At 68.0% G+C, this 12,756-nt stretch carries 12 protein-coding genes and 1 tRNA gene; 5 read left to right on the top strand and 8 right to left on the bottom strand.

All coding sequences use genetic code 11. The features are described 5' to 3' along the window. Nucleotides 1-63: 63 nt before the first annotated feature. The 3 genes from ASC61_RS14775 to ASC61_RS14765 are packed head-to-tail and all read right to left on the bottom strand — an operon-like array spanning nt 64 to nt 2,296. Nucleotides 64-1,263: a hypothetical protein gene (locus ASC61_RS14775; RefSeq protein ID WP_056213145.1), complete on the bottom strand. Its 1,200-nt coding sequence runs from the start codon at nt 1,261-1,263 to the stop codon at nt 64-66. Between the two features lie 25 nt (nt 1,264-1,288). Then, the gene (locus ASC61_RS14770) at nt 1,289-2,068 is read right to left on the bottom strand and encodes a putative protein N(5)-glutamine methyltransferase (protein WP_056213143.1); all 780 of its coding nucleotides are present in this window, start codon (nt 2,066-2,068) and stop codon (nt 1,289-1,291) included. Between the two features lie 12 nt (nt 2,069-2,080). Then, complete coding sequence (locus tag ASC61_RS14765; RefSeq protein ID WP_056213141.1) at nt 2,081-2,296, bottom strand: zinc ribbon domain-containing protein; 216 nt, start codon at nt 2,294-2,296, stop codon at nt 2,081-2,083. A gap of 89 nt (nt 2,297-2,385) precedes the next feature. Here ASC61_RS14765 and ASC61_RS14760 point away from each other — a divergent pair, with 89 nt between their 5' ends. The 3 genes from ASC61_RS14760 (at nt 2,386) to gap (ending at nt 4,513) form a co-directional block, all read left to right on the top strand. Continuing rightward, nucleotides 2,386-2,817 carry a CBS domain-containing protein gene (locus tag ASC61_RS14760; protein WP_056213139.1) on the top strand — a complete coding sequence of 144 codons (432 nt, stop codon included), beginning with the start codon at nt 2,386-2,388 and terminating at the stop codon, nt 2,815-2,817. A 101-nt stretch (nt 2,818-2,918) separates the two neighbouring features. Further along, on the top strand, nt 2,919-3,509 hold the full coding sequence (locus tag ASC61_RS14755; protein WP_056213137.1) for a TetR/AcrR family transcriptional regulator: 591 nt from the start codon (nt 2,919-2,921) through the stop codon (nt 3,507-3,509). Further along, entirely contained in the window at nt 3,506-4,513 is a 1,008-nt protein-coding gene (gene gap / locus ASC61_RS14750; protein WP_056213135.1) for a type I glyceraldehyde-3-phosphate dehydrogenase, read from the top strand. Before ASC61_RS14755 ends, gap begins: the two co-directional genes overlap by 4 nt. Nucleotides 4,514-4,522: 9 nt before the next feature. On the opposite strand, the gene ASC61_RS14745 is transcribed toward gap, so the two are convergent. The 4 genes from ASC61_RS14745 to ASC61_RS14730 form a co-directional block, all read right to left on the bottom strand. Continuing rightward, the gene (locus ASC61_RS14745; RefSeq protein ID WP_056213132.1) at nt 4,523-6,055 is read right to left on the bottom strand and encodes an adenylate/guanylate cyclase domain-containing protein; all 1,533 of its coding nucleotides are present in this window, start codon (nt 6,053-6,055) and stop codon (nt 4,523-4,525) included. Nucleotides 6,056-6,136: 81 nt separating this feature from the next. After that, nucleotides 6,137-6,210 (bottom strand) — tRNA-Val (locus ASC61_RS14740). 163 nt (nt 6,211-6,373) lie between these two features. Further along, on the bottom strand, nt 6,374-6,835 hold the full coding sequence (locus ASC61_RS14735; protein WP_056213131.1) for a peroxiredoxin: 462 nt from the start codon (nt 6,833-6,835) through the stop codon (nt 6,374-6,376). Between the two features lie 5 nt (nt 6,836-6,840). After that, nucleotides 6,841-7,227 carry a DUF3052 domain-containing protein gene (locus ASC61_RS14730; protein ID WP_082530690.1) on the bottom strand — a complete coding sequence of 129 codons (387 nt, stop codon included), beginning with the start codon at nt 7,225-7,227 and terminating at the stop codon, nt 6,841-6,843. A 127-nt stretch (nt 7,228-7,354) separates the two neighbouring features. On the opposite strand from ASC61_RS14730, the gene aceE reads away from it, so the two are divergent. Beyond that, nucleotides 7,355-10,111: a pyruvate dehydrogenase (acetyl-transferring), homodimeric type gene (aceE, locus tag ASC61_RS14725; protein WP_056213127.1), complete on the top strand. Its 2,757-nt coding sequence runs from the start codon at nt 7,355-7,357 to the stop codon at nt 10,109-10,111. Nucleotides 10,112-10,170: 59 nt separating this feature from the next. Continuing rightward, nucleotides 10,171-11,751, top strand: coding sequence for a phosphatase PAP2 family protein (locus ASC61_RS14720; protein WP_157439510.1), 1,581 nt, complete (start codon nt 10,171-10,173; stop codon nt 11,749-11,751). Here ASC61_RS14720 and ASC61_RS14715 read toward each other — a convergent pair. Next, nucleotides 11,744-12,700, bottom strand: a complete 957-nt coding sequence (locus ASC61_RS14715; protein ID WP_056213123.1) for an alpha/beta fold hydrolase — start codon at nt 12,698-12,700, stop codon at nt 11,744-11,746. The genes ASC61_RS14720 and ASC61_RS14715 overlap by 8 nt on opposite strands. Nucleotides 12,701-12,756: the final 56 nt, after the last annotated feature.

Here is a 12,756-nt window from a genome sequence, read left to right as displayed (position 1 = left end):
CACTGTGTCAGCCGGGCCCGACAGCGTCGCGCTGCGGCCGTGAGGCTGTGGACAGGACGCGTGTCAGCTCACCGGCGGGATCTGCACGATGAGCTGCGGCCAGGTCTTCTGCCCAGAGCGTTCGATCCTCAGCAGCGCCTGCGTGTTGTCGTCGTTCACCGCTGCGAACGCGGAGTTGCTGGGGAACGCCTTCACCGCCTTCGACTCCAGGTCGACGAGGAACAGGCGATCGGCGCCGCCGGCATCGGTCATCGTGACGCCGACCCACGGACCGATGGGAACGACGTGGCGGGGGGCGGAGTCGCTGTCCGCCTCGACCGGGAACGGCTGGAGGACCGTCGTCCTGCCCGCTGTCTCTGTGATCGTGAGCGCGGCGTCGTCCACCAAAGTTTCACCTTCCACCATCGATGGGCGGCCCAGACACAAGGTCTCGAACGACGCGGTGAGCTCGGCCCCGCAGAAGCCCGGATCCTTCGCACGTGGGCTGACCGGCACCGGCTTCGTCTCACCGGTCTCGAGGTCGCGGCTGAATTGCTTGTCCCTCATCTCGTACGTCAGGGAACCCCCAGCGAGGTCCACCCACTTGCCGCCCTTGACCAGCACCGTGGCCGGAGCAGAACCGTCGATCGGCACCGAGTACACCGCGGCGTTCCCGCGGTCACGTTTCCGGCAGCACGCGAACCTGCTGAAGTACGCAGTGCCATCCCAGACGGCCAGATCGTCGCCCCCGTTCATGATGCTGTCGGGAGGATCCGTGCTGAACAGCTCCGCGACTTTCTTGCTGCGCCGGTCGTACGAGTAGATCGCGACGGCGGAGCTGCTGGCGGTGGTCTCGGGAGACTCCAGCCACACCACGAAGTCGCCCGAGCTGACGATGCTCCAGACCGCCGTGTTCCGTCTGCGCTTGCGGTGGTCCAGGACGGTGAACTTCTTCGTCGCCACGTCGTACAGCACGGGGTATGCCTGCGTCGTGAGCTCGCCGCCCACCATCCCGTCGTTCTTCGGCTTCTCGGGCAGCGACACGCTTCCCAGGACTTTCCCGTCCGCGGTGAAACCGCGGAAGTAGGTGTCCTGCTTCTCGAACGTGCTCGGCAGCTGGGCGACGATCTTGAGGTCCTCGCCGAGCTTCATCGTCGTGGCCTTCGAAGGATCGATCGTACGGACGACGTCCTTGGTCGGCTTCGACTTCGCCGGTTCGTTTGAGCCGGACGTGCAGGCAGCCAGGCAGGCCACCGTCACGGCGCCGATGACAAGCTCTCGCACTCGCATGACGCATGGTGGCACTGAATCAACGGGCGTGTCCGCCAATCACGACAGTTCCGTCGACGTCCTCGGCTCGGCGCACCTCCGGCGTCAGCCCACCTTCGCGGAACGCCGCACTCGTCAGGGCGGCCTGCTCACGACTCGTCTCGATCAGCAGGTGTCCCCCGGGCGCCAGCCACTCACTCGCGCGGGCAGCCACCCGCCGCTGGATGCCGATGCCGTCCGCTCCCCCGTCGAGGGTCACATGGGGCTCGTGGTCGCGCGCCTCGGGTGGCATGAGCGCAATGGCATCCGTCGGCACGTACGGTGCGTTGACCACGAGCAGGTCGACGCGCCCCCGCAGCGATGCCGGCAACGGTTCGTACAGGTCGCCCTCGAACACCAGACCCCCGAGCGGCTCGAGGTTGCGACGCGCGCATCTCACTGCGGCGGTGTCGACGTCCGACGCATAGAGCTCCACGCCACCCAGCGCGTCATCGATCGCAGCCCCGACGGCCCCGGTCCCGCAGCACAGATCGAGCACAACCGCGCCCGTACGCCCGACAGCGACCGCCTCGCGGACCACCGCCTCCGTCCGCCTGCGCGGCACGAACACACCTGGCTCGACCGCGATGCGCCGACCGCAGAACTCAGCCCACCCGACGATGACCTCGAGCGGCAGTCCGGCAACCCGCCGCTCGATCATCAACTCCAGCTCGTCGGACGTCCGCGCCTCGGCGACGAGCACCGCGGCCTCGTCCTCGGCGAACACGCTGCCCGACGCCCGAAGCCGCGCAGCAATCGCGCGGACGTCAGGCGTCGGCATCGACTGAGACGTTCACTGCCACTCGTGGACGCGCGCCGCGAACATGTGGACGTAGCCGCAGCGATCGCAAACCACGCCGTCGGCGGACTCGTTGAGGAAGTCGAGGTCGAAGAACGTCAGGCCAGTCGTCTGCATCTTGATCTCGCGCTGCAGGAAGCGGTCGTTGCCGCAGACCTGGCAGACCAGGGGCTTGTCGAGGACCATCACGGCACGTCCGTCTTGAGTCATGGCGACATCGTTCCACGAAGGCCGGCCGTTATGCCGCGGAGTCGGTGGGTACGGCCCGGGTGTTCCCCAACAACTGGATGGAGGTTCACATGACCACAGCACGAGAGATCATGACCGGCGGAGCCGACTGCGTCGATGCCGGCGACACGCTCGTCGAGGCGGCGCGCAAGATGCGCGACCTCGGCGTCGGAGCCCTGCCCATCTGCGGCGAGGACCACCGGCTCAAGGGCATGCTCACGGATCGCGACATCGTCGTGAACTGCATCGCCGAAGGCGGAGACCCCAACACCAGGACTGCCGGGGAGTTCGCAGACGGCAAGCCCGTGACGATCGGCGCGGACGACTCGATCGAGGAGGCGCTCCACACCATGACGGAGCACGCCGTACGTCGGCTGCCGGTGATCGACGGCCACGACCTCGTCGGCATCGTCAGCCAGGCAGACATCGCCAAGAACCTGCCGGAGGACCGCGTCGGCGAGCTCGTCGAGGCGATCTCCGGAGCGCCCAGCAACGACGGCTGACGCGTCCGTCCAGCGGTCCCCGGTCCTTCGGGACCGGGGACTCGTACGTCTTGGAGGCGCCCGACTCGTTCTGTACCTACTGGTATGTATAGGCTGTTGCCATGAGCTCCCGAGACCTTCTGGTCGAGACCATGAGCCAGCTCCTGTGGGAGCGCGGCTACGCCGACACGAGCCCCCGTGACGTACGCCAGAGGTCGGGCGTCGGACAGGGCAGCATGTACCACCACTTCCCCACCAAGCGGGATCTCGCGCTCGCTGCGCTCGAGCGCAACGTCGACGACGCGCTGCCGGCGACCTCCGACCTGGACCGCCCGGGCGATCCGATGGCGCGGATCGAGGCCTACCTGACCCGCGAGCGCGACGCCCTCAAGGGCTGCAAGGTCGGCCGCATGACGCAGGATCCCCAGGTCCGCGAGGATCCCGTGCTGCTCGCCCCCGTGGCGCGCGCCTTCGCACAGACGCACGCGAGCTGGACGAACGTGCTGCGCGAGGCGATCGCCGTGGGCGAGCTGCCGGAGGATCTCGACGCCGAACGGCTTGCGCAGACCTTGATGTCGGTGATCCAAGGCGGCTACGTGCTCGCCATCGCCCAACAGGACCCGGCACCGTTCGAGCAGGCGTGCGCCGGCGCCATCGACCTGCTGCACGCAGCAGCACCCTCCAGCACCACGACCCCGAGGAGAACCACATGACCGTACGTATTGGCATCAACGGATTCGGGCGCATCGGCCGCAGCTACCTGCGCGCGGCCCTCGCCAACGACGCAGACGTCGAGGTGGTCGCGGTCAACGACCTCACCGACGCCCGGACCCTGGCGACCCTGCTCGAGTGGGACTCGATCTCCGGCCATCTCGACGGCGTCGGGGTCGAGGACGGCGCCATCACTCTCGGCGACAGGCGCATGACCGTGTTCGCGGAGCCCGACCCGGCCGCGATCTCGTGGGCCGACGTCGGCGCCGACATTGTCATCGAGTCCACGGGCCGCTACACCGACGGCGGGTCGGCAGCGGCCCACCTGAAGGGCGGCGCCAAGAAGGTCATCGTCTCGGCACCCGCCAAGGGCGACGTGCCGACGTTCGTGCTCGGCGTGAACGACGACGCGCTCGACCCTGACTCGTACGACGTGTTCTCCAACGGCTCCTGCACCACGAACTCGCTGGCGCCCCTGGCCAAGGTGCTCCGCGATTCGTTCGGCATCGAGTCCGGTCTCATGACGACGATCCACGCCTACACGGGCGACCAGCGGCTGCACGACGCGCCGCACTCGGACCTGCGCCGGGCACGCGCGGCAGCGTTGTCGATCATTCCCACGTCCTCGGGCGCGGCAAGCACGATCGGCAAGATCATCCCCGAGCTCGACGGGCTCCTGACTGGAGCGTCGCTGCGTGTCCCCGTTCCAGTCGGCTCGATCACCGACTTCACCGTCGTGCTGAAGCAGGCGGCCACCGTCGACGAGGTCAACGCTGCGTTTCGCGAAGCCGCCGAGTCCGAGGCGCTGCGGCGCTACCTTCAGTACTCCGAGGCGCCGCTGGTCTCCGCGGACATCGTCGGCAACCCGCACTCGTCGATCTTCGACGCGCCACTGACCGAGGCCGTCGGCCGACAGGTCAAGGTGCTCGGCTGGTACGACAACGAGTGGGGCTTCTCCAACCGCCTCGTCGAGTTCTCCGAGCGGGTCGGCACGGCCATCGGCTGACCGAGCACGTCACGCCAGACGGCAGGTGTCCGTCAGCTCGTCGCGGCCCCGCAGGACGATGCTCTCGTGGTCGACCCAGAGCGACTTCTCCTCGGGGCTCGCGGCGGACACGCTGGTCGAGGACACCAGCACGCGTCCCTCGACGTCCTTTGCCAGCTCGGTGAGGCGTGCCGCGGCGTTCACGGCGTCGCCGATGACGGTGTACTCGAAGCGCGAGCTGTGACCCACGTTGCCGGCGACGGCCTGGCCGGTCGACACCCCGATGCCGGCGCCGATCTCCGGCATCTCGGCCGTGAGACGTGCGGCGATCACGCGGGCTGACGCCAGGGCCGCGGTGGCGTGATCGTCGAGGTCGACGGGTGCTCCGAAGATCGCCAGCACGGCGTCGCCCATGAACTTGTTGACCAGCCCGTTGCGCCGATCGACCTCTTCGACGACGACCTCGAAGAACCGGTTGAGCATGCCGACGACCTCGCTGGGCGGCCGGTTCTCCGCGTACGTCGTCGAGCCGATCAGGTCGATCATGAGGACCGAGACGATGCGGGTCTCGCCGCCCAGCTCGACATCGCCCACCGTGGCGGCCCGGGCCACCGACTGTCCGACGTGCCGGCCGAACAGGTCCCGGATGCGCTCACGTTCGCGCAGGCCCTGCACCATCTCGTTGAACCCTGACTGCAGCAGGCCCAGCTCGGTGCCGTCGTCGACGCGCACCTCGACGTCGAAGTTGCCCTCGCCGACCTTGGTCAGCGCGGCCTGCACGGCCTTGATGGGTCCGACGACCGCGCGGGCATTGAGGACCGTCACGAGCAGCCCGAAGACCAGGATCACGACAGCCAGACCAGCCACCACCCACGACAGGCGCGTGACGCTCGGATCGTCGATCGTCAGGGCGATGGACGCCGCGACGACCAGGCCCAGCACCGGGGCACCCGTGCCGAGGCTCCAGAACACGATCATGCGGCGCTGCACGCCGGCGCCGAGCCGGTCCGTGCTCGAACGGCCCGCCAGCGCCCGTGCCGCGACGGGCCGCAGCGCGAACTCCGTGACGAGATAGGCGATCGCGCTGACCACGACGCCGGCGATGCCGACCGCGAAGAACGCGCTGACGGCAGCGCCCGGCTGGATGACGATCGCGAGCGTCCCGAAGACGATCACACCGCCGAACCACAACAGCGACTGGATCAAGGTGAGCCGCAAGGGCAGGCGCAAGGCCGTACGGCGCTCGGCGTCGGTCGGCTCGCGCTCCTCCAACGCCCAGCGCAGTGCTCGCAGGGCGCTCACGGTGACCGTGCTCGCGCCGATCACCACCGCCCCGACGACGTACACCGGGACCGCGATCGCCAACGCCGTCAGGTAGGAGCTGGACGGCCCCTCGCCCGGCGTGATGAGGAACGTCAGGCCGAACACGATGCCGGCGCCGATGACATTGGTCAGGATCAGCAACGTCGTCAGCAGGACCTGGACGCGGGCCCGCAGGCGGGTGAACGGCTGCTCGGGCGATCCGACCAGCCAGTCGTTGCCACGCCGGTACACGCTTGCCACGCAGACTCCGTTCGGCTCACGTCGGTGGCGGACGGAACTGCCGCGACCCCGACCAAAGACTAGTCGGGGTCGTGGCCGATGTGGGCGAAGAGGGACTCGAACCCCCGACCTTCCGGGTGTAAACCGGATGCTCTAACCAACTGAGCTATTCGCCCGCAGGACCAGCGGAACGATACCGCAAGCCGGCCACCCGGTCCGCATCGATCGGCGGCGAGGACATGCAAGAGCCGCGGCTGCCAAGGTCTCGGGTCCCTGGCAGCCGCGGCAGGTCAATCAAACCGTATCGACAGGTTCACCCGCAGGTAATTTGGGAAGAATTCAGGAAAGTTCGGCCAATGCGGACAGCACCTCGGACAGGTCGCGTCGATCGCCGATTCCCACCTGCACCTTCCACCTCACGATCCCCTCGGAATCGATCACGTACGTGCCTCGTTCGGGTGCTCCGGCCTCGGCGTTGAACGTGCCATAGGCCCGGCTGACCTCGCCGTGCGGCCAGAAGTCGCTGAGGACGGGAAACGTCAGACCCTCGCTGTCGGAGAAGGCTCGGTTGGAGAAGAAGTGGTCGCACGAGACCGCGAGCACCTGGGTGTCGCGGGCCGCGAACGCGTCGAGGTGGTCGCGGATCTCGCCGAGCTCGCTCGTGCAGGTGCCGCTGAAGGCGAACGGGATGAACACGAGCACGACGTGGCGCGACCCGCGGAACGACGACAGCGCGACGTCCTCGCCGTGCTGGCTCTTGAGGCTGAAGTCCGGCGCAGCCGAACCGACCTCGACGCCCACGCCCGTCAGCGCTTGTGTGCCGTCAGGCGGGTCGAGGCCCAGTCGTCGGACGCCGAGGCCGTGGTCGTCGTCGACAGACCAGCGATCGGTGCAGCCTCCACGACGTCGGCACCGGGCACGTACCCCGGTCGGCCCACCTTGGGGGTGAACAGCCAGACCGAGCCGCCCTCGGCGAGATCCTGCAACGAGTCGACCAGCGCGTCGATCAGATCGCCGTCCTTGTCGCGCCACCAGACGATCACGCCGTCGACGACGTCACCGTGGTCCCCGTCGACCAGGTTGTTGCCGGTGACACGCTCGATCTCGACACGGAGCTCCTCGTCGACGTCCTCATCCCAGCCAAGCTCCTGGATGACGGTGTCAGGACCGAAGCCCAACTTGCCCGCGTCCACCGCGATGTCTCCCTACGTTCGTGGAAAACCTACTGAAAAGTAGGTTCGTCAGCACTGTTGCCGCTAACACAGTAGCGAACCCGGGGTGGAATGATGGACACGTCCACAAGACTTCTAGGGAGCAACCATGCCGCAATCCGGCCCCGAACGACCCGCTGTCATTCACGAGGGTCTGCCGACCCAGTTGCCCGACATCGATCCGGACGAGACCTCCGAGTGGGTCAGCTCGCTCGACGAGATGATCGACAGCCGCGGACGCAGTCGCGCGCGCTACGTCATGCTCAAGCTCCTGGAGCGCGCTCGCGAGCAGAACATCGGCGTGCCTGCCTTGCGCAGCACCGACTTCATCAACACGATCCCGCCCGAGCGTGAGCCGTGGTTCCCCGGCAACGAGGCGATCGAGCGACGCATCCGGTCCTACATCCGCTGGAACGCCGCCGTCATGGTGTCGCGGGCCAACCGTCCGGGTCTGGGCGTCGGTGGACACATCGCGTCCTACCAGTCGGCGGCCAGCCTCTACGAGGTCGGCTTCAACCACTTCTTCCGCGGCAAGAACCACCCCGGCGGCGGTGACCAGATCTACTTCCAGGGCCACGCGGCGCCCGGCATCTACGCCCGGTCGTTCCTCGAGGGCGGCCTCAGCGAGACGCAGCTCGACCGCTTCCGCCAGGAGCACTCGCACGGCGCCGGCAACGGCCTGTCGTCCTACCCGCACCCGCGCCTCATGTCGGACTACTGGGAGTTCCCCACGGTCTCGATGGGTCTCGGTGCGATCAACTCGATCTACCAGGCGCGCTTCAACCGCTACCTGCACAACCGCGGCATCAAGGACACGAGCCAGCAGCACGTCTGGACGTTCCTCGGCGACGGCGAGATGGGCGAGCCGGAGTCGCTCGGTGCCATCGGCATCGCCGCCCGCGAGGAGCTCGACAACCTCACGTTCGTCGTCAACTGCAACCTGCAGCAGCTCGACGGCCCCGTACGCGGCAACGGCAAGATCATCCAGGAGCTCGAGTCCACGTTCCGTGGTGCCGGCTGGAACGTCATCAAGGTCGTCTGGGGCCGTGAGTGGGACGACCTGCTCGCCCGCGACACCGACGGCGTCCTGGTCAACCAGATGAACCGCACACCCGACGGTGAGTTCCAGACCCTGTCCGTCGAGTCCGGCGCCTACAACCGCGAGAACTTCTTCGGGCCCGACCCGCGCCTGCGCAAGATGGTCGAGCACCTGTCCGACGAGGAGATCGAGCGCCTCCCCCGCGGCGGCCACGACTACCGCAAAGTCTACGCCGCGTTCGACGCCGCCCAGAAGCACACGGGCCAGCCGACGGTGATCCTGGCGCACACCATCAAGGGCTGGCTGTTGGAGTCGTTCGCCGGCCGCAACGCGACGCACCAGATGAAGAAGCTCACCAAGGACGACCTCAAGGGCTTCCGCGACCGCCTCAACATCCCGATCTCCGACGCCCAGATCGACGGCAGCGACATCGCGCCGTTCTACCACCCGGGCGAGGACAGCGAGGAGATGCAGTACATGCGGGCCCGGCGTGAGGCGCTCGGCGGATCGCTGCCCAAGCGCGTCGTCAACCCGGTCAGCGTCAAGCTGCCGGAGGACAAGATGTACGACGAGCTCAAGAAGGGCTCGGGCAAGCAGCAGATCGCCACCACCATGGCGTTCGTACGCCTGCTGCGCGATCTCATGAAGGATCCCGAGATCGGCCACCGCATCGTCCCGATCGCGCCCGACGAGTACCGCACGTTCGGCATGGACTCGATGTTCCCGTCGGCCAAGATCTACAACCCGGCCGGCCAGACGTACGAGTCGGTCGACCGCAAGCTGCTGCTCGCCTACAAGGAGTCGGCTCAGGGCCAGCTCCTGCACGAGGGCATCAGCGAGGCCGGCGCCATGGCGTCCGCGATCGCGGCCGGCAGCGCGTACTCCACGCACGGCGAGCCGATGATCCCGGTCTACCTCTTCTACTCGATGTTCGGCTTCCAGCGCACCGCCGACTCGATCTGGGCGATGGCCGACCAGCTGGCTCGGGGCTTCCTGATCGGCGCCACCGCCGGCCGTACGACGCTGACCGGTGAGGGCCTGCAGCACGCCGACGGGCACTCACCGCTGATCGCGCAGACCAACCCCGCGGTCGTGCACTACGACCCGGCCTACGGCTTCGAGATCAGCCACATCATGAAGTACGGACTCGAGCGGATGTACGGCTCGACCGAGACCTTCCCCAACGGCGAGGACATCATCTTCTACCTCACCGTCTACAACGAGGCGATCAACCAGCCCGCCGAGCCGGAGGACGTCGACGTCGAGGGCATCCTCAAGGGCGCCTACGTCTACCGCAAGGCCGCCGGCGGCGAAGCGTCCGCGCGCATCATGGCGTCGGGTGTCTCGGTCCCGTGGGCGCTCAAGGCTCAGGAGATCCTGGCCGCCGACTACGGGGTCGAGGCCGATGTCTGGTCCGTGACGTCGTGGAACGAGCTCGCCCGTGACGCGATCGCGGCCGAGAAGTGGAACCTCAACCACCCGGGTGAGTACAGCCGGATGCCCTACATCACGGTCAAGCTCATGGACACGTCCGCCGTGACGGTCGCGGTCAGCGACTACATGCGTGCGGTGCCCGACCAGATCGCCCGCTGGGTGCCCGGTCCGTGGCAGTCGCTCGGCACGGACGGCTTCGGCTTCGCCGACACGCGCGCCGCTGCCAGGCGTACGTTCCAGGTCGACGCCGAGTCGATCGTCGTGTCGGTCCTGCAGACGTTGTCGCAGCGCGGCACCGTGCGACCCGAGGTCGTCCGCGAGGCCTTCAACCGGTTCCGCATCGACGATCCGACGGCCGTGGCCGACGTCCCGCAGGTGGGCGGCGACGCCTGAGGCGGAGCGAGACAAACCCTCACAAGCAACCCTCAGGGTCGCCCAATAGGATGGCGACCATGCGTCAACGGCCCTACCATTTCGCGGTCTGTCTCTCGATTGTCGTGGGGCTGGCTGCGGTCGTGGCTTCGAAGAAGTACGACGTCCCGTTGCGCGACCCTGACGGTTTCCTCGGTCCGGCCTACATTCGCCTGCCGGTGATCGGCCTGCTGTTCTTCGCGGCGGGCATCGCTCCCCCGGCGTTCCGCCGCTCGAGGCGGTTGTTCACCGAGACGCCGCAGTGGCGCCGCTCGCTCGACTACAGCTCGCCGATCACCAGCCGCCTGCTCGACGCCCTCGTCACGACGTTCTTCTGGGGTCTCGTCGCCGGCATCGCGTCGATCGGCTGGAGCGCGGCAGGTGGCTCGGCCATCGGCCGCATCTCGGTCGTCGTCGTGGCGCTGGCCGTGGTGGCCGCGTTCGCTTCCCTGGAGCTGCGCAGCCAGACGACCACGGGAATGACGACGATCTCGCGACTGACCGAGATCGTCGTGCTCGACGAGTCCACGCTGCGCCCGATCTCCTGGCGTCGCGCCCTGGCCCGCCAGACGCTGCGCATCGTGCTGCCGCTGCTGGCCGTGCGGGCCGTCGCCGACTACGCCCATCCCTACATCGGCGACTGGGCCTGGCTCGGCGTCCTGCTCATCCCGCTGTGGCTCACGACGAACGGTGCCGACCGGCTCGTCGCCGCGCGGCGCTTCGAGGCCAACCGCGTCCCTGCCGACCTCGCACCCCTGCGCGCGCTCGAGACGCGTCCGCGGCTGTTCCTGTTCATGGACATCATCCGCGACGAGTGGACCTGGAAGCGGGTCCTCTACATCGTGCTCGGGCTGGTGTCGTTCTACATCTGCTACGTCAGCTACCGCAACCTCAAGAGCGACCTGCCGCTGGCCCGCGAGGGCGTGCACTTCGACAAGCAGATGCTCGACATCGACTACTTCCTGTTCTTCAACCACAACCCGGCGCCCGTGCTGCACGACCTGCTCGGCACGGGTTTCGCCGCCCAGGTGCTCTCGGTCATCTACGTGGCCTACCTCCCGCTGATCCCGCTGACCCTTGGCGCATTCCTCGTGTGGGGCAAGGATCTCTCGCTCGGCGCCTGGTACGCCACGGCGCTGAGCCTCAACTGGGTGCTGGGCGTGGTGAGCTACTACATCTTCCCGACGTTCGGTCCGGCGTTCGTCCAGCCGTCGATGTTCGCCGACCTGCCCGACACCAGCGCGGCGCAGCTCCAACGCAGCCTGTTCAGAGCTGCCACCAAGTTCTACGAGGACCCAGCGGGCGGCAGCACCTACGGCATCGCCGGCTTCGCGTCGCTGCACGTCTCGGTCGTCGTCTCGGCGGCCCTGTTCCTGCGCGCGACCAACCAGCGCAAGGTCGTCCAGCTGATTGCCTGGGTCTATCTCGGACTCGTCGTGCTCGCGACGATCTACTTCGGCTGGCACTTCATCGCCGACGACATCGCCGGTGCCTTCATCGGCTGGGCGGCGGTGGTGGTCGGCGCCTGGGCGACGGGCAACACCAAACGACAACGCCGCAAGGAAGCGGCCTTGCTCGAGGCCAACCCCGTGGGCGAGCCTCGGCCGGCCGTCTCTAGCTGATCGCCGGTTCGACGCCGTGGTCGACGGCCGCCGGCACGCTCTCGAGGGCGTATTGGTCGCCGCGGCGCAGCAGCGCGCGCCAACGTCCGCGGTGGTAGTGCGCGGGCTCGTTGGCAGCGATGAACGCGGTCACGAGGTCGCAGAACGCCTCGGGGTGGTCCTTGTGCGGGAAGTGCCCGGCATCGTTGAGCACGTGGACATCGGAGACCTGGGTCGGTGCGAAGTCGGCATGCTTGGACGGGATCACCATGTCGTCGCTGCCCCAGACGACCAGCACGGGCATGAGCCGGGCGAGATAGCTCCGATCGGTCATCGTCACGAACTGGCCCTTCCAGTTCAGGACGTGGCTCGTCACGCGCTGGACGGCACGACGGGTGGCCCGGTCGGCCAGCGACTCGTAGATGCGGGCGACCTCGTCGAGATCGCGCGTCGCGGTGAGCGGCGTCCGGGACAGCGCCCGCATGCCGCCCGCAACCAGGGGGCGCCACGGCCGGAACGTCGCCGCGGCGAGCGCCGCACTGCTGCCGGGAACCGTGAGGAAGCGGATGAGCGGCGTGACCTCCTTGCCGAGCCCGCCGGTCGACACGAGCACGACCCGCTCTGTGCGATCGGGGAACTGGTAGGCGAACTGCATCGCGACACCGCCGCCGAAGCTGTGCCCCACGACGGTGACCTTGTCGATGCCCAGCACCGTCAGCAGGTCGCGCATGCCGTTGGCGTAGCCGCCCAGCGAGTAGTCGGCGTCAGGCTTGTCCGACTCGCCGTGTCCCAGGAGGTCGGGAGCGATGACGGTGAAGTGCTCAGACAGCGTCGGGATGACGTCGACCCACGTCGACGAGTCGCAGGCGAGGCCGTGCAGCAGGAGCAGCGCAGGGCCCGACCCGGAGATGCGGAATGCGCGCCGGTAGCCATGCACCACCAGGTACTGGACGTCCTCGACGCTTTCCATCCCGACATCCTAGGGCTGTCGTGTCGAGGGCGTTGGGCTGGCCCTGCGTGGTGTGC

Source organism: Aeromicrobium sp. Root344 (assembly GCF_001425755.1).
Lineage (GTDB): Bacteria > Actinomycetota > Actinomycetes > Propionibacteriales > Nocardioidaceae > Aeromicrobium.
This window is presented reverse-complemented; position numbering and strand designations above follow the sequence as displayed.

What these genes read in the sequence shown, in the direction of transcription:
- ASC61_RS14770 (WP_056213143.1), bottom strand. Translation starts at nt 2,068, where the DNA reads ATGCCGACGCCTGACGTCCGCGCGATTGCTGCGCGGCTTCGGGCGTCG.
- ASC61_RS14765 (WP_056213141.1), bottom strand. Translation starts at nt 2,296, where the DNA reads ATGACTCAAGACGGACGTGCCGTGATGGTCCTCGACAAGCCCCTGGTC.
- ASC61_RS14760 (WP_056213139.1), top strand. Translation starts at nt 2,386, where the DNA reads ATGACCACAGCACGAGAGATCATGACCGGCGGAGCCGACTGCGTCGAT.
- ASC61_RS14755 (WP_056213137.1), top strand. Translation starts at nt 2,919, where the DNA reads ATGAGCTCCCGAGACCTTCTGGTCGAGACCATGAGCCAGCTCCTGTGG.
- gap (WP_056213135.1), top strand. Translation starts at nt 3,506, where the DNA reads ATGACCGTACGTATTGGCATCAACGGATTCGGGCGCATCGGCCGCAGC.
- aceE (WP_056213127.1), top strand. Translation starts at nt 7,355, where the DNA reads ATGCCGCAATCCGGCCCCGAACGACCCGCTGTCATTCACGAGGGTCTG.
- ASC61_RS14720 (WP_157439510.1), top strand. Translation starts at nt 10,171, where the DNA reads ATGCGTCAACGGCCCTACCATTTCGCGGTCTGTCTCTCGATTGTCGTG.
- ASC61_RS14715 (WP_056213123.1), bottom strand. Translation starts at nt 12,700, where the DNA reads ATGGAAAGCGTCGAGGACGTCCAGTACCTGGTGGTGCATGGCTACCGG.